Consider the following 17,371-nt stretch of genomic DNA (forward strand, 5'->3'; position numbering starts at 1 on the left):
AACGTTGCGCTTTATTTCGTGAGCGCAGGGCATTGATAGCAACTTGGAGAGCGAGGGCAACTACCTCCTCTGGCACAGATTAACTGTGCGGGCTTGCTCATGCTACGGCTAACCCAATTGATATTTAAAATGTTTGCCACTCGCTTTAATGTGGTCTGGATCGATTGCGGCACCACGGCCGCACCACCATATTGCTGACACCGCGCTTTCATATCTTGAGCTAAGGCCGCGGCATCCAGCCCTTGCGCGTTAAGCGCGGGGTTTAGATCAATGCCAGCACACAACACATGCTGATTGCCGGCTAAGTCTTGTACCTTGGTCGATTCGCAACAATAGATCCGTGGCTCACCTTGCACATCTAACAGCGATAATTGCGCCGAGCTGCCACTGTCTTTTACATCAAACATGCGAAACACAGCCCAGTGCTGACAAGGATCCACCACTTGACGCATATTACCCCATGGCAAGGGGATACCATTGCCACGGTAAACGGCTTTTAATTTACCAGGGCTGTAGGCATCAAAGTAATGCCAATGCGGATAAGGTGACACCGCGGTCATGCGCCGCATCGCCACCGAAGCCGATACCTCGGCTTGCAAATGACTGGCAATTTCATAACCGCGCCGCTCTAATAGTTGCCGAAACGCTTGCTTTGGGCACAACAAGGCGCCAGCAAAAAAGCTCGATTCAAAGTCGCGCCACGCATGCAAAATATCTTGTGGTGCCATAGTGCTACTATCGGCAAACACATCATCATGCGCCCCACCTACCGCCATCGCGTTTTTAACGCCATCTTTATTATGCAAAACCGCATGGCCAATATGCACCGCCAGTTCATATTTTAAGCGAGTAGGCCACTGCTGCAAAATACGGTTTAAATGTAAGCTATTGGGCGGTACAAAAAACGACGTTCCAATATTATTAGATTTCACACCTAACTCATCAACGAGTTCGCGTGGCACTTCATCAAACCACTGAATTTTCAAGCCTAACTGCTGCACAATCGCCATGAGCTCATCGACCGATAAAGGTAGACGTTTTTGCCCTACCTCTTCGGCGGCACGCTCTAATTCCGGAAAATGATTCTGATGATGCTCCTGATGCGCTCGAATCAACAGTTGCGCAAACTGACGACCACTGGTGCCCGTTTGTGACAACATTTCCGGGATAGCAATTTGCAAAATATCGGGGCTGAATAAAAAGCTCGGCTCTAATGGCATACCATTGAGACCCCCTTTTGCAGTTTTAGGCAGCACTAAATCCTGCTCTTCAGCCTCACCGTCTAAAAACCAATCTAAGTCTTTTTGAAAAACCTGTGCGATAACTTCGAGCATTTCGATACTGGGCACCCGCTTGCCACGCTCGATCATCGATAAATACGATACCGATGGGGCTGATTCAGGATTAACGCGCACACAACGTGTCGACAGATCTTCTATCGTTAAGTTATTGCGTTTTCTCAGGTTTCTAATTTTAGTGCCCAAGAAATGTGATTTACGGATCAAGCTTTTATTTATTTTCATTTTGTAAAATTTACACTGTGAAATTTTTATTGTGAAATTATGCTTAAATTTAATCTAGACTGTTTTTCAAGCGATAGCAAAACTATCTGCAATAAAAGCCTTATCAGAGGCTCCACACTTCGTACCCGATGAGGAAATAATTATGACGACGTTAGCCACTTCAACACAGTCGATACAAATCGATCACGATATTACGATGATCACGCAACTGAACGACAGCCATGTAAAACAGATCATGGATTACTCTAAAGGCTTTTTGGATAAAACCTTTCCTTTGGCTCACGGTTCACACAAGGCAGTAGCCAGCTATGTCGTATATTACCAACAGTTATTGGCCTTTTTTGTCGATGGCAGTACCAGTGGCTTAGCCGATCCGGCACAATTTATTGGCTTAAATGGGCATCGTGAAGCACCGGAGTCGTTGTTGCTGCAAAACCAAGGTCGCCATGTTGAATTGATTTTGAATAAAAGTGGCAGCCAAGGTCAGCGTGACCAAGCGGGTGTTGATGACATTCAATTACAAACCACCGATCCGGTATGCCATTGGTTCAGCATGATCACCGGCCGGCAAGTCAGTTGTCGTTGCCGTGGTGATAAAAGCTTCACCGCCAAAGATGGTAGCACTTATCAAATTTAACGCCACATCATGACCAAAAGCGCAGCAAATTGCTGCGCTTCGTGTTTTTAGCTTCAGGCAACCTATTCAAAAAATTGACCAGACCCGCCAACACAGCTATAAATAAACAATTATTTTTCAAATTGGCAACTTTGCGAGATGACTATGCGTAAATCACTGTTTTGGGTATTGCTTGCACTAATCGCTGTATTCAGTGCCTTTCAGGTGGGAAAGTGGGTCGGTAAAAATATGGCTCTGCCAATGCCAGATCAGTCACCTGCACCAACAACCGCAAGCTCAACGGATAGAACAACCATCCCCAATTCTGCTTTAGCAAGCACTGTTAAAGCTTTGCCTGACACGGTAAATAAAACAACGGATACACCTGAGGCTAACGATTTTACACGAACTGTTGAACCGTTCGATTTACGCCAAGTGCTGCAACAACCAGACGGCAGTACTTCGATTGAACTGAACCAAGCGTTTATGGCGCAGAGCAACGAACAGTTACAAGAGGCGATGTGGGATCTAGAGCAACACATTACACAAACCAGCAGTTATGATCGCCAAAAACGACTACAACAACGACTCCAAGCAGCACAGGTGGGGCAGCTGCAGCAACTTAATTGTTCAGACTCTCTTTGTATGGCGCTGCTAACCTTTAATGATGCGACAGCACAGAAAGCCGCAAACCTGACACTGGGTTTGCTTAGCCTGCAGGAACAAGGGCAATCCACTTTATTACAAAAAAATACTTCGCAGCAATATGCCAGCTTCTTACTCTTATACGGCTGGCCATCACCCAAAAAAAACGCCTGACACTAAGCCAGGCGTTGTTTGTAGCAAACTCAAGTTATTCTGCCGTTTGCATCGCGATTTCTTGACCTTCATTGATACTGAAGGTTAAACGCTCTAAGTTAGCCGCTGTTATAGCGGAATCGTTTAAACGTACTGCTAGCATAAAGTCTTGTAATGCCGCCACTTTATCACCGGCTAATAACTTAATGACACCACGGTTGTTTAACGCTAAAGCGCGCATTTCACGTTTAGCTGAACCCGTAACCGCTTTTAAGGTTGCGGCACGATATACGGCGTTGTCACACGCTGTGGCAGCTAAGTCTAGTTCGTTCATCCGGCTATAAGCGACACATAGGCTAACTTGGCCATAAAACGACTCAGCATCAGCCTGCGACGGCGCTTGGGCGGAAGCAATGGCTTTGTCATACTGACCTGCCTGAATATATTCAGCACCAGGTGCATTGTCAATTAAAGCCATCTTGTAGCCCGTGCTCGCGGCAGAAGCGAGTAATGGACTTGACGACAACAGTACCACCGCCATACGGGTAATAAATTTACGAGTTGAAATAGTCATGTCTGGTCTCTCCTGCAAAATTAATTTGATGTGCCGTTATTGCTGGGCACGTAATAAAGTTACAAGATCCTGTAAGTTTCGACAAACGAGAAGAAATGAATGAATAGATTAATTAAATTAATCTATAATAGAAAATCTAAAGACCGCTTCACCATGAAAAATATAAACCAATTAAATCAATATAATAAAGGCATAGCACAACAAATAAAACTAAGTGACATTTAGGTTGCACATTATTCAAGCAATACGAAAATTAATAAAAATGTAATTTAATTTCATTTTGATCGAGCTGTTTAACCGCTCGCTCAGAACAATTTTGGAAGTTTTTTCGGTACAATCGCCATCGCAGTGCTATAGCCCTGTTCATATAAGCGCTGTTTTTGTAACATGCTTAAATCAAAATTGACCGCAGAAATATCGCCGGTATTGACCACTATCGTGTTGTGCCAATACTCAGCGTGCACATATTCTCGCGATACCGCATTCATAAAGGTTTGAATGAGCATCTGTAAATAAGAGATGATGGGTAAGAAGCGCCGTTGTTGAATGGGCCGATAGCCTGCTTCACTTTTTAAGCGAAAACTGACTAAGGGTATCCCCCGACTAGACCAATCGCGATGCAAGGCATCTTCTGACAAGATCACACCATCGGTAAGGACATGCTCTCCATAACGTTTAAATGAAAAAAATATCGGTATCGACATCGAAAAGCGGATAGCTTTAGCTACTTTAAGATCGGGTGTTAGCTGACGATTAAAGACGACCGGCCCGCCGCCACTGATATCCGTAGCGAGCACATGCAAATCAATCGCCAAATCAGCGAAGGTACGACCCTCTAGTTGCAGATCAAGCCAGTCTTCAAACCGATCGCCATTACATAACCCACCGGTGCGCAGTAAGGTGGTAATAGAAACCCCCTTAAACACCCGGAAATCGGTATCTAATGCCAATTGCGCAATACGCTCTAACGACCAACCTGCGGCACAAAAAGCAGCAACCACACTGCCACCGGAAACCCCCACCAGATGCCGATAATATAACTGCATATCCGCTAAAGCTTTTAATACGCCTATATGACAACTTAATCGGGTTCCCCCGCCGGAGAGGATAGGTACAATTTCATTCTTATGTTCATCAGGCATATACGCTCAACCTCACCACTATGCTGTTGAGTATGGCGCATTAGACTAGGCTGTCCAGTGCAAATCGACATAGTACTCTTTATCTGCTAATACCAAATAACTAGTTGATGTTGCTGTAATTGTGTCTTCTTTAGATTCAATTTGCTCTCCAAATGAGAAATCTATAACTATTTAGAATAAAATTCCCTTGTTACAAAATATTTACAGTTTCAATTGGGCAGGCGTAGCTTATGACTTGTTCCTTTTTTTATTATGCTTAAAAAAGACCTTTTTTGGGGCCTCATACCGCTATGGCTACATAAGCAGCTCATTTTATACAGATTTTGCTGATTTACAGCTACGCCAAGTTTGTCCTATTAATAATAGCGGTGTTGCGAAGTTGTCATTCATTTCGCATCACCTTACATCCAGGTAATAACAACATTATAAAAAAGGTCATACCATGCTTACTCAGAAGTTTAAATTAACGGCAATAGCCGTGCTTTGTTTACCCGGTGCATTATTCAACACCGCAGCGATTGCAAATCAGGATAACGACACTTCAACTGGCCCTGTTACCCGCGTGATCATCAAATATAAAGAAACCAACACCGATACCATGCTACAGAGCCTACCAGCCACCATGGCTCAGCAACGCAAAGCCGAACGGATGAAAGCAAAAGCCGAGCGCTTTAGTCAACGCGCGGGGGAAAAAATAAAATTTGTGCGCGAAACGGCCTTAGAAAAACATGCCGTGTTCAGTGCCGAGCGCCGTTTATCAGTTGCTGAAACGGAGACATTACTCCATCAATTGGCTCAAGATGATGATGTAGAACTGGTCGAAGAAGACATGTTACTGCAACCCACCCTAGCACCGAATGACACCCAATATGCGAACCAATGGCATTATTATGAAAACACCGGCGGCATCCGTGCGCCAGCCGCGTGGGACAAGGCAACAGGCCAAGGCGTGGTGGTGGCAGTACTGGATACCGGCTATCGGCCCCATGTGGATTTAAATGCTAACCTCTTACCAGGCTATGACATGATCTCTGATGCTTTTATTGGTAACGATGGTAATGCCCGCGATAGCGATGCCCGCGATCCAGGTGATTGGACGAATGTCGGCGAGTGTGGCGGTGGTCAACCAACGTCGTTTAGAGCGTCCAGTTGGCATGGTACCCATGTTGCTGGCACTGTAGCCGCAGTCAGTAATAACAATACTGGCGTTGCCGGTGTAGCCTTTAACGCTAAAGTGGTGCCGGTTAGAGTCTTAGGTAAGTGTGGTGGCTACACCTCCGATATCGCAGACGGCATTATCTGGGCATCAGGCGGCACAGTGTCTGGCGTACCCGCCAATGCCAACCCTGCCAGCGTCATTAACATGAGCTTGGGTGGCTCTGGCAGCTGTAATAGCACCACCCAAAGCGCCATTAACCAAGCGCGCAGCCGCGGTACGGTGATTGTGGTTGCCGCTGGCAATGACAATGGTAATGCCAATAATTTTAACCCAGGTAATTGTAGTGGTGTGGTGAATGTTGCTTCAACTAACCGCCAGGGTGGACGCGCTTATTACTCTAATACTGGCAGCAGTGTCGATGTCGCTGCACCGGGTGGCGCGATGTCTTCTTCCAATGATCCAAGTGGCGTATTATCTACTTACAACAGCGGTTCAACGACACCCGCCAATGACAGCTATGGGTACAGCCAAGGCACATCGATGGCCGCACCACATGTTGCCGGTATCGCCGCGTTAATCAAGCAAGCCAAACCGAACGCCACCCCGGATCAAATTGAAGATATTCTGAAAACCTCAGCCCGTAGTTTCCCTGCAAGCTGCTCAGGTTGTGGTGTCGGCTTAGTTGATGCCAATGCCGCAGTGCTTGCCGCAACAGGCTCAGGATCAGGCGCCACAGGCAGTAGCAGTACGCTGCCCAATCTGTCTGCTAGTCGCAATAACTGGTTGCATTACACCATTAACATACCGGCCGGCATGCAGAATTTTACTGCCAGTATCGCTGGCGGAACAGGAGATGCCGATCTGTACGTCAGACGCGGCGCGCGGCCAACAACCAGCAGCTTTGATTGTCGTCCCTATTTACAGGGAAACAATGAAACCTGCAGTATCAGCAACCCCGCCGCGACAACGTGGCACATCAGTATTCGTGCCTATAGTACTTTTAGTGGCGTAACGTTGAATGTGAGCTATAATCCTTAAGTGTTAGTAAACGTGCATAACGTTACTTAACGTCAGTTTGGCAGCTTGCATTGCATGAAACATGCGAGTTGCCAAGCTTTACATTTAACCTAGTCTGTTTTTTGCTAGCGCGAGGGTAAAAATACTGATGGTGAAATAACAAATGATCCAGTTAGCGGTAATCGGCCCTTTAATGTAAGCTTATCCTGCTATCCAAACCTAACACATTGTATCCAAAATAAAAATGTTACAGAATATAAGAAAGGCTGGTTATATGTTAACTATCTTGCAGACAAATGGGCGTTGCGAATAACTTCAAATACTCTAAAAATAGGAGTTTGATAACCGTTTTATTGTAAAAAGTGTGTCAGCAACAGTTTTATTTGCCGGCTGACATTGATGAAAATCGTCAATAATTTTTACAGTCACTTTAAAAGTTAAAAATCTAAGCTATAACTATCAACAACTTAAAATCTGGATCGTTTCTTGCTTAATTTAATATATTATCTTCTAAGAGTTATTTATTATGCTAACAGCAGTTAAGAAAGTCACCTTTGGGGTGTTATGTACCTTTGCATTACTCTCTACCTCTGTACTGGCCTTTACAGCCACCAGCACCACAGAGACATGGAGTTTTAAACCTGCAACGACAACAACCGTTACAGGTGCAAACACAATCACGCTAACATCAAATTTGGGGACAACCGCATCAGTTTCTGGCTGGTCTTCAATTCTTAGCGAAGCAAACTCACTGGTTAATGCAGCTTCACAACTACGTTTAGATTCTTCTTACGGCGTTCAATTGTGGAACAATACAGATAGTGGATCGCCTAGCCACGCAGTTGATAACCAAAATGGTTTTGATTTTATTCTCTTAGAATTTCCTAACCCAGTAGAATTACTCAGTTTAACCAATGCTTGGTATAGTAGAGACTCTGACGTGTCAGTGGGGGCTTTTAATAGCAATCCGTTCGCTAATACATCTCCAACTTGGCAGCAAGTTGCTAACAGCGCTATTCAGACCGCAAGTTATACCAACACTCTTTCTGGCTCGCCATATATCTTTGCTGAGAAAACGTCTATCGTTTCTTCTGAAAGCATTGTTGGCGTAAGCGGTAAATTCTGGTTAATTGGTGCTTATAATGCAGCGTTTAATGGAGCCGGTTGTAAAATTACCTGTTTTAATGATGCGATGAAGTTTGCCAGCATAACCACTAAATCAGCAGCCCTACCAACATCGCCAGATAATGCGCAAGATGTGCCACTGCCAGGTACCCTATCACTCTTTGCTGCCGGTATTTTTGGCCTTATGTATCGAAATCGCCGCCGTACACAGCGTTAAAAAAGGGGCTTCGGCCCCTTTTTAGTTATAGTATATTATAATTGTTTATAACCATTTTTCGCTGATTGCAATAAGGATCTTAGTTTGTATCGTTTTCTCTTTGGGCTGTTACTCTGCGTCTCAATAACAACCTATGCTGACAGCAGCAAATACACTTACGACAACGCCTTGCAATTACACAAACAAGGCGATAATAAAACAGCCATTATTTACCTTAGAAATGTGCTCAGCGATACGCCAGATAACCTTGCGGCACAAATTTTATATGGGCAAATTTTACTGCAGCAGCAATTGTTTGCAGAAGCGTTAAACGTTTTTGAAGGCGCACTAACCGACGGTGCCGACATTAACTTAATCAGTGATGAATTAAGTTATTTGTATTTATTGTCACGGCAAAAAAACAAATTACAAGAAATGCTAAAATATGGCGAGCTTCGGCAGCCGCAAAAATTTAATTGGCTACTCGTTTCCGCTTCACTTGACCTGCAAACAAACGATCTTGAGCAAGCCCGTTCTACCCTCAAAACGGCTGCCACACTTTTTCCGCAAAATGTTAACTTATTAAATGCGCAAGCCGAGTTAGCACTGGCAGAAAAAGCTGAAGATCGCGCTGCCGAATTATTAGCACAAAGCTTACAACTGGAGCCGAACAATTCAGCAACATTACTTCAGTTGGGCCATCTAGCGTTTATTCAAAAGCGCTACCCCGCGGCCATTGCTCATTATCAAACAGGTTTAGCGCTTGACCCGAACAACCCTTTGTTATTAAGAGCGATCAGTACGGTGCAATTTTTAACTGGGCAGCTAGGTGATGCAAGAAACGCCTTAGAGCAACTGTCTAGCATGGGATTAGACGATGCTTATCTACGTTTTGCCTTGCCCATGGTAACGGCATTACAGGATAAAACAGCGGTTAATGAATCCATACAAACCTTACATGCCGATTTAATAGGTATGCCAGCAGAGTACTTTAAAGCCGAACCCGATAAGCTATTCTTGCGTGCAACACTACATTATTTAAATAATAATGAATTTTTAGCGATTGAAGATTTTAACAATTATCTGCAACTCAAACCTAATGATTTAAACGCCATAGATATCGTTGCCAATTATTACATTAGAAACGAATTGGTCGGTACAGCCGTTAAATTTTTAGATGATAATAAAGCGTATATTAAAGATTATGCGCCGCTGCAATTACAACATGCGCTGTTGGCCATTAAACAACAACGCCCTTATGTTGCACAACAAATGTTAACTGAGATGCGGGCACGTTTCCCTGACAATGCCGAAATGGCCGCTTTAGATGCAGAGCTTAAGCGACAAACACTCGGCCCTGCTGCTGCATTAGCTTATTTAAGCGATAGCCCTTTTACTGCCGAACCATCAGTATTGTTAAGTAAGACTCTATTAGCGAAAGATTTGAACGATTTTCCGCGCGCACGAGACTTCGCTCAACAACTGTTGGCACTGCAACCCGAAGATCCAACCTATCGCAACATTTATGCCGGTATCTTAGTCAGTTCGGGCGATTTAACCGAAGCCGACAAACAACTCACGCAACTACTGCAAGCAAAACCGGATTTTTTCCCTGGGCAATTAACCCAAGCAAATTTACTGATATTACAAAGAGATTTTGTTGCTGCAGCCAAGCTGCTTAAGCAGTTAATTGAACTGCAACCACAAAACGACACCTTGCAAGTATTGCAAGCGCAAGTAGAACTGCAAACCAATAACAGCGAACAGGCTGTTGAGCGTTTAGTAAAAATCGTCAATCGGCAGCATCACCGCCCCAGTCTGAATCTGTTATTGGCACATTATTTTTCGGTTAACAAACAAAAAGAAGCATTAGGCCTGATCCAACGCTCCTTGAGGCGAGAGTTTATGGCTAAAGATTTATTATTGCTTGAAGCCAATACACTGATTACGTTAAACCAAATAACCGAAGCGCAAGAAAAAGTTAGCCAATTTGCTCAATTAGCTGACTTGAACGATAACCACTATTATGAACTCGGCCTATTACAAAAACGTCTTGAACGCTACGCAGATGCTAGTAATAGTTTTGCTACGGCCATTAAACTGGCGCCAGACAACCTCATTTATGACTATGAGCTGATTAACCTGCAACTTGATACTACTCAGTTAAAACAAGCTGAACAGCGCCTGCAACAACTAGCACAACGCCAAGTGCGCTCCGCCGACTATTATCTGTTAGCGGGTATGTTAGCTGAGCAACAGCAAAACCCAGAATTAGCCTTTAAAAATTACCTTAAAAGTATTGAGCAAAACCCGCGCTTTCAACGTGCATGGGGTATGGCATACGAGTTATCCCGGCAAGCCACATTCAATGAGCGCTTTACCACTCTGGCGCAACAACACTTGCAGTTGCAACCTAACGATTTTTGGGTCAAGCGACTCTTAGCCGAGCATCATATAAATCATCAACAATGGCCTGAGGCTATCACGCTCTATCAGCAACTCTTAGCGGCTGGCTCTTTCACTGACGATGCGTTTTTACAAAATAATCTAGCAAATGCTTTATTTACTTCCGATCCCGCATTGGCATTACAACATGCCGCAAAAGCAAACCAGTTAAGACGCAATGAACCGCTAATCTTAACGACCTATGCCAAAGCTTTGCTGCAAAACCAGCAAGCAGAACAAGCGTTGGCGATCTTGTATCAAGCTTATGCGCAACAAAGCAGCAATAATGAAATCAATTTATTACTCGCAGAAACGCTAGTGAGTTTACAGCGCGCTACAGAGGCAAAACCTTATATAGATGCGGTAAGACAAAATGCCACTGACGACGCGACACGAGAGAGAGTTGCTGCATTATTAGCGCGTTTGACGCAATAACCAGCCTGAGTTAAGCCATATCACTCGCATAACACTGAAACGACAGCATCAGCTGCCGTTTTGCTATTAATCGGCAAAACTGATTTTGCCCATACTAATACTGGGAAAGCCGGTTGCCGCGTCGGCAAAGGGCTGCTCGCCTCCGGCGATACATTCGTTGGCTAATAAAGCAAATAACACGGCTTCTTTCGCATCGGGATGAATTGTCAACGCGGCGGTGGTCGCAAAACGAAAACCGGGTAACCCGTCTGCTAATTGTTGCATTAATAATGGGTTATGAATGCCTCCGCCACTGGCATAAATGACACAATTATTCGGCAGAATAGCGTGTCGGATCGCATTAATAATACTGTCGGCACTGAAACGATTTAACGTTGCCATGACATCGACAGCCGCTAAATTTAGGGTGTGACTTCGTTGTTGAGCTTGGTGTAAATAACCCAGATTAAATAACTCAGGGCCGGTTGTTTTTGGCATAGCCGCAGCAAAGAATGGCGCTTGTTGCAACGCGTTCAATAAGGGTTCAGACACCTTCCCTTGATAAGCTAAATGCGCACCTTCGTCATATTGCACCGAGGGCTGTTGCTGCCGGATATAAGCGTCCATCAGCGTATTACCTGGGCCGATGTCACTGCTAAAGACTTCTGTTGCCCGTAAATTGGCAGGTAACCAGGTTAAATTAGCAATACCTCCGATATTGAGCATAATGCGGTTTTCCGCAGCCGAGCTAAACAGTAAGTAATCACCATATACCGCTAAAGGCGCACCTTCTGCGCCAGCCGCAATGTGCTTTTGCCGAAAATCACTGACGGTAGTAATGCCGGTTGTTACCGCAAGATGATCAGCATCACCAATTTGTAAGGTGCCATTGCCCCAACGTGGATCCTGATGTTGCCGCTTAGGACAATGAAAAATGGTTTGGCCATGGCTGGCAATCAAATCAATATCAAGCGGCGTTAATTGCCACTGCGCCAAGCACTGCTTTACCATCTCACCATGTTGTTGGCCGATCCAGGCGTTGAGTAAGGTCACATGTTGCAGGTCAACATCTCGTTTTGAAAAAACCGCGCGTACTCGATCACGATAATCGTCTTGGTAATTCAGTGTGGTATGCTGTTCTAACACTAATTTCGTTTGAAGCCCTGCACCACTGACACGGCATAACGCCACATCTAACCCATCTAATGACGTGCCACTCATTAAACCAATAATGCGCCGCTCTGTTTTCGCCGCGCTCTGATAGAGTTTTTTGATATGGTTGTGCATACTTTACCTGCTATAGAACTGCTAAATATAAGCGCACTGAAAGGCTATGGTGCGAAGCTTACGAAAAAGATTGGGCACGAGCGCGAGCCTTTGGTTTAACGCAATTGTGTAGCAGGAATTAACGCTAACCATTGTTGCACCCATTCGTGTTCTTGCTGGCTTATCACACTCATCAAAGCATGATGACGATCCGCAACTTGCTTTACATAAAATTGCGGCTCTTGCCAGCCAGCATAAAATTGGTAAGGGGCAATTAAATCGTTATCTGCCGTTAAGATCAATGTTGGCATGGTGAAATGGGCTTTATAATGTTGCAGATCGGTTTGCGCCACGCTAACTCCGGCTTTAGCCAAGGCGAGTTCAGCAGCCTCAACGAGCTGCTGCTCTGAGAAAACCTTGCGATACCAACGCTCACTCATGGCAACATAACCTTGCAAAGCCATATCAAAAGACTGCATCGGCGCTTGTAACATGACGCCGGCAACCTCTTGTTTGCTTGCCAATAAATGAGCGGCACTGAGTGCGCCCATCGAGTTCGCTACAATAAGTAAAGGGCCATCACTTATGCGCTTTGCTGTCAGCTGTTGTAAAAATTTAGCATCGGCTACGCCAAAGGCAACATCACCATCACTTTCGCCATGCCCCAGCAGATCAGGCACCAAGACTTCAAAGCCTAAATACTGAAAATATAACGCGCTTAATGCTAACCATTCCTTACTGCCACGATAACCATGTAACAATAACACGGTACCTTGGCGCGGTATCAGGTCGGCTCGATTAATCTCTAATGCTAAAACACTTTTCGCCGCATTGACTTCGGCATTCATACTGAACTTTAACTGCTCAGCAGGTTCAGCCGCAGGCTGTATTTGCCAATAACGCATACAAAGCTCACTGCCAACGCAGATCTGTTGCAACTTAGGATTTAACCGCTGCATAACTTCAGGTTTAATGGCTGGGGCAGCGTAACTTTTGCTTTGATGAATACGCTGAGCTAACACTTGCGCACAACCGACTAAACTACTAAGCCCTAGTAATAGCAAAGCCATTTTGGCGTAAGGTGTAATATGCGCTTTTAACATGCAAACTCCTTTGCGGTATATCCATTTTTAACATGCTTTTACATTAACCGATATTGCCTAAAAAATGCAAAGCAGCCCACGATGCGCATTAGGCACGTTGTCGATATAGCATGATACCTCTAAGTTTGTGGTTGCGCCGCTAGTGCTTGGCGAAAAGCCGGTAGCGGACGCCTAACAAACCAGCGGCCCGCCTGCCACAATAAATATAACGATAACAGCGGAAAAATAAGGGTTTGCAAACTGTATAACACGATCAGTTGAATGAGTTTTTCAACCATACCATCGGAGAAGTTTTTCACCGCATTAAATAGGTCATTCGCATTGGCGGCTAATTGTTTTAACCAGGCCAAAGCACCGCTATCGGGTGCGCCTAGCGGTTGCTCCACTTGCTGCAAAGGTGCGGTTTCGGTGGTGAGCGCTAGCTCAACAACTTGACGTTGTGGTTCAATAACCCAATCTGATAACTTTGCTACCCCCACGGCGGCCATCGGCACGCCGAGGCGGATCAACAATAACAAAGCTAAAAAGATCCTGAATAAATAGGTTGCAGCCTCGCGCCAGTTGCTCGGCCCAAACAAACGCACAACAGCACTGAGTAAAACACCACTACCAAATAACGGTAACGCTGCGAGCTTGCCAAACTCTAATAAAAATAACTGCAAGCCAATCGACGTCATCGCCAACACCATTAAATCGGAATAACGTACTGCCATATCCTGCAGCGGCTTTAGCATTTGTCCGGGTTTAATACTGGCCACACCCACACTAAATTGCGCTTCTGATACAAACGCAATTCCGCGGTCGATTAAACGCGCGGTGGCAAAAGAAGCACTACTTAACAACAGGCTTCGTTTTAATAATTGCTGCGCTTGTTGATCAAGTGGCGCCAATACTGGATTGACTAACTGCTGCTGTAAGCTGCCAGTATAGAGCAAAGCCGCAAGAGCGAGCAGCAAAAACAAAGCAACAAGCCGTTGTTGCAGCCGGCTTAACGAAGTCCAAAAACGCATAGTGTGTCCTTATCAAGTCGCCTTGGCGAATACTGCTCACTATAGCCTGATCTGCCTTACAGCTATAGCGACCTCAGCAGAATATTATGGCCATCGTCTATACTTAGCGAGTTAAGATAAGTCTTAGATACATTAGCAAGCATTTAATTAAATAAGCTGTGCACTATTTTAAGGAGTTTAACGTAAGATGCTTAGTGAATTCCCATTAACGAAAATTTGGAGCTAAACATGATCAGTTACATTACTTTAGGCGTTAGTGATTTGAGTGCAGCCAAAGCATTTTATGGCGAGTTACTTGGCGAGCTAGGCGCTAAACCCTTGATGGATATGGAGCGTATCGTTTTCTTCGGCAAAAGCATGGCACAACCGATGCTAAGTGTTTGCGTGCCATTCAATAAAGAAGCACCAAACCCAGGTAATGGCAATATGGTGTCTTTTTCGCCGGGCTCAAAAGAGCAAGTCGATGCGCTGTATCAGAAAGCCATTAGCTTAGGCGCCCACTGTGACGGTGCACCTGGCCAACGCATCCCAGGCAAGTTCTACGGTGCTTATGTGCGTGATACTGATGGTAATAAACTGTGTTTCTGTCATTTCGGGTAATACCTGATGCAAGTGAATAATGACTTTAGCCAACGGGTGGTGGTGCGACCAAGCGATTATCGTTTTGTCGCTTCGCCGCTCGCTGGCGTAAGCCGTATGATGTTGGATCGCGCCGGTGCTGAAGTGGCCAGAGCAACCAGCATTGTGCGTTATGCTGCTGGCGCAGGTTACACTAGCCATCGGCATGATGGTGGCGAAGAAATCTTTGTACTTGAAGGGATTTTTAGCGACGAGCACGGCGACTATCCTGCGGGGACTTATCTTCGCAACCCACCCGGTTCATCTCATCAGCCTTTTTCGCGCGAGGGCTGTACTTTACTGGTGAAACTTTGGCAATTTGCCGCCGACGATACGACACAACTGGTTAAGCAAACAGCCTCAGCCAGCTGGTATCAAGGCATGGTTCCCGGTTTATCTGTATTGCCACTGCATGAACATGACGGCATTAACACCGCTTTAGTACGCTGGGCCCCAAACACACAATTTAACCCGCATACCCATCCGGGTGGTGAGGAAATTTTGGTGTTAGAAGGCTTATTCTGTGATGAACACGGAGAATACCCTACCGGTAGCTGGCTACGTAATCCACGCTACAGTACCCACAGCCCTTTTACCCGTGAAGAGGGCGCGCTGATTTACGTTAAAACCGGCCATCTCGGCGCCAACTTGCTAGGTGATCGTTTTATCGAGTAACCCTGCACCCCACAACTGCTCTTCCTGCCCAGCATACTGGTCCGACCGCACTCCGGTACAGGTATGACCACACTCTGAGACAGGTAAGAGCAGTCATTTCAAGATAGGGCTTTACAGCACGGGGTTATATCTGCTGTTATAAACCATCATTTCTTCAGTGTTAACACTATGCTTATTTTTTGTCGTAAGCTGCATAATTGGCTTGGCTTATTGCTAGCGGTGCAAATAACGCTATGGTTTTTAAGTGGTTTAGTGATGGCTATCCTACCCATCGAGCAAGTACGTGGTGACCATTTACGGCTTAACATAAGCGCCGATTGGCATCACGCCCAAGTAAGCCCTGCAGAACTATTACAGCAGCATAGTAACGCGGCTAACCTGAGTTTAAGCCAGCATCTTAGCCTGCAACAGCAAAAGCTAACGGTACTCCCCGTTTATGTTGTCGCCGAGCAAGATCAGGTTTTTCGCTATAGCGCGATCGACGGTACACTATTGCCGCCATTAACCGAAACACAGATCCGTCAGGTTGCGCTTGCGCAGTATCAAGGTACGGGTCAGTTGCAAAGCACAGAATTACTGTTAACGCTGCCCCAAGAAGTGCAACAACTGCATGCCCCGCTTTGGTTGGTGAGGTTTGATGATCAGGACAATAGCCGTTTTTATCTCGATCCCGCCTCGGGCGCTATTAGTCGTGTTCGAACAGACAGTTGGCGCCTGTTCGATTTTTTCTGGATGCTACATATTATGGATTATCAAGAACGCAGTAACTTTAACACTCCGTTGTTGATCGGCTTTTCTGGCAGTGCGCTATTCTTTAGCTTGACCGGTTTTGTCTTACTGTGGCAGCGATTTCGACCACGTAAAGCGCTGCCACGCCCGTAAATGCATGAACTACGCGCCACTGGCATAGGCTCTTTTTGATCAATCGCCGAATGCGCATATTCTAATAACAACAGGAACTGTCCCTATGGCTTTTATCCCCCCTCTACCCGCCGATGCTAACCCTGACGTTGCTGAGTTAGCCGCGTTTTTTAATGAAACACTGGGTTTTTGCCCTAACTCGGTGCTGACCATGAGCCACCGCCCCGCCATTGCTAAAGCGTTTATCCAATTAAATATGGCAGTCATGGCGAATCAAGGCCGAGTAACTTCTGCCCTGAAGCGCTTAATTGCTTATGTATCGAGTAACGCTACCGGTTGTCGTTATTGCCAGGCCCATACCATTCGTGCCGCAGAGCGCTATGGTGCCGCTGAAGAACAACTTGAAAATATCTGGGCATTTCGCAGCCATCCGGCGTTTTCAGCGGCTGAGCGTGCCGCTCTTGAGTTATCACTCGCTGCCTCGCAAGTGCCTAACGCGGTTGATGAGGCTATCCAAACTGAAATGAAAAAACATTGGGATGACGGCGAAATTGTGGAAATGATGGGCGTTATTGCATTGTTTGGTTATCTCAATCGCTGGAATGACTCCATGGCAACAACTCTAGAAGAAAGCGCGATTACCTCTGCTACAGCCTTACTCGCCTGCGATAATTGGACAGTAGGCAAACATCAATAATCGAACAGTGACAGCAGCAATTAACGCCAGGCTCGACGTTATGCTGCTGCCGTAACGAACTTTCCTAACAAAGATAAAGCTGATAACCCATAGCGATGATTGTTGAATCATCGCCACTGCAACTTACCCTAA

At 45.5% G+C, this 17,371-nt stretch carries 15 protein-coding genes; 9 read left to right on the forward strand and 6 right to left on the reverse strand.

Going from position 1 to position 17,371, the window contains the following annotated elements:
* Positions 1 to 11: 11 nt before the first annotated feature.
* Complete coding sequence (locus ORJ01_RS09950; RefSeq protein WP_306177882.1) at positions 12 to 1,523, reverse strand: DUF3612 domain-containing protein; 1,512 nt, start codon at positions 1,521 to 1,523, stop codon at positions 12 to 14.
* Between the two features lie 142 nt (positions 1,524 to 1,665).
* Here ORJ01_RS09950 and ORJ01_RS09955 point away from each other — a divergent pair, with 142 nt between their 5' ends.
* A complete protein-coding gene (locus ORJ01_RS09955) occupies positions 1,666 to 2,160 on the forward strand; it encodes a malate synthase (RefSeq protein ID WP_226751977.1) in 495 nt (164 codons plus the stop codon).
* 144 nt (positions 2,161 to 2,304) lie between these two features.
* Positions 2,305 to 2,958: a hypothetical protein gene (locus tag ORJ01_RS09960; protein ID WP_306177883.1), complete on the forward strand. Its 654-nt coding sequence runs from the start codon at positions 2,305 to 2,307 to the stop codon at positions 2,956 to 2,958.
* Between the two features lie 34 nt (positions 2,959 to 2,992).
* Here ORJ01_RS09960 and ORJ01_RS09965 read toward each other — a convergent pair whose 3' ends face one another.
* Together ORJ01_RS09965 and ORJ01_RS09970 are read right to left on the reverse strand one after the other, a co-directional pair.
* On the reverse strand, positions 2,993 to 3,511 hold the full coding sequence (locus ORJ01_RS09965) for a hypothetical protein (protein WP_306177884.1): 519 nt from the start codon (positions 3,509 to 3,511) through the stop codon (positions 2,993 to 2,995).
* 305 nt (positions 3,512 to 3,816) lie between these two features.
* Complete coding sequence (locus ORJ01_RS09970; RefSeq protein WP_306177885.1) at positions 3,817 to 4,653, reverse strand: patatin-like phospholipase family protein; 837 nt, start codon at positions 4,651 to 4,653, stop codon at positions 3,817 to 3,819.
* Positions 4,654 to 5,095: 442 nt separating this feature from the next.
* Here ORJ01_RS09970 and ORJ01_RS09975 point away from each other — a divergent pair, with 442 nt between their 5' ends.
* The 3 genes from ORJ01_RS09975 (at position 5,096) to ORJ01_RS09985 (ending at position 11,030) form a co-directional block, all read left to right on the forward strand.
* Positions 5,096 to 6,850, forward strand: coding sequence for a S8 family peptidase (locus ORJ01_RS09975; RefSeq protein ID WP_306177886.1), 1,755 nt, complete (start codon positions 5,096 to 5,098; stop codon positions 6,848 to 6,850).
* 505 nt (positions 6,851 to 7,355) lie between these two features.
* Positions 7,356 to 8,171 (forward strand): exosortase-dependent surface protein XDP1, encoded by an 816-nt coding sequence (xdp1, locus tag ORJ01_RS09980; RefSeq protein ID WP_306177887.1) that lies wholly within the window; start codon positions 7,356 to 7,358, stop codon positions 8,169 to 8,171.
* 84 nt (positions 8,172 to 8,255) lie between these two features.
* Complete coding sequence (locus tag ORJ01_RS09985; RefSeq protein WP_306177888.1) at positions 8,256 to 11,030, forward strand: tetratricopeptide repeat protein; 2,775 nt, start codon at positions 8,256 to 8,258, stop codon at positions 11,028 to 11,030.
* Positions 11,031 to 11,096: 66 nt separating this feature from the next.
* On the opposite strand, the gene ORJ01_RS09990 is transcribed toward ORJ01_RS09985, so the two are convergent.
* From ORJ01_RS09990 to ORJ01_RS10000, 3 genes are all read right to left on the reverse strand, one after another.
* Positions 11,097 to 12,296, reverse strand: a complete 1,200-nt coding sequence (locus ORJ01_RS09990) for an anhydro-N-acetylmuramic acid kinase (protein ID WP_306177889.1) — start codon at positions 12,294 to 12,296, stop codon at positions 11,097 to 11,099.
* 95 nt (positions 12,297 to 12,391) lie between these two features.
* Entirely contained in the window at positions 12,392 to 13,378 is a 987-nt protein-coding gene (locus ORJ01_RS09995) for an alpha/beta hydrolase (protein WP_306177890.1), read from the reverse strand.
* A gap of 119 nt (positions 13,379 to 13,497) precedes the next feature.
* Positions 13,498 to 14,388, reverse strand: coding sequence for a hypothetical protein (locus ORJ01_RS10000; RefSeq protein ID WP_306177891.1), 891 nt, complete (start codon positions 14,386 to 14,388; stop codon positions 13,498 to 13,500).
* 228 nt (positions 14,389 to 14,616) lie between these two features.
* On the opposite strand from ORJ01_RS10000, the gene ORJ01_RS10005 reads away from it, so the two are divergent.
* The 4 genes from ORJ01_RS10005 to ORJ01_RS10020 all read left to right on the forward strand — a co-directional run bounded on the left by ORJ01_RS10005 (position 14,617) and on the right by ORJ01_RS10020 (position 17,239).
* Entirely contained in the window at positions 14,617 to 14,988 is a 372-nt protein-coding gene (locus ORJ01_RS10005; RefSeq protein ID WP_226751967.1) for a VOC family protein, read from the forward strand.
* A 6-nt stretch (positions 14,989 to 14,994) separates the two neighbouring features.
* The gene (locus ORJ01_RS10010; RefSeq protein WP_306177892.1) at positions 14,995 to 15,681 is read left to right on the forward strand and encodes a cupin domain-containing protein; all 687 of its coding nucleotides are present in this window, start codon (positions 14,995 to 14,997) and stop codon (positions 15,679 to 15,681) included.
* Positions 15,682 to 15,849: 168 nt separating this feature from the next.
* Entirely contained in the window at positions 15,850 to 16,563 is a 714-nt protein-coding gene (locus tag ORJ01_RS10015; protein WP_306177893.1) for a PepSY domain-containing protein, read from the forward strand.
* Positions 16,564 to 16,648: 85 nt separating this feature from the next.
* Entirely contained in the window at positions 16,649 to 17,239 is a 591-nt protein-coding gene (locus ORJ01_RS10020) for a carboxymuconolactone decarboxylase family protein (protein WP_306177894.1), read from the forward strand.
* Positions 17,240 to 17,371 lie beyond the last annotated feature (132 nt).

The sequence above is a fragment of the Alishewanella sp. SMS8 genome (genome assembly GCF_030737935.1).
GTDB classification, from domain to species: domain Bacteria; phylum Pseudomonadota; class Gammaproteobacteria; order Enterobacterales; family Alteromonadaceae; genus Alishewanella; species Alishewanella maricola.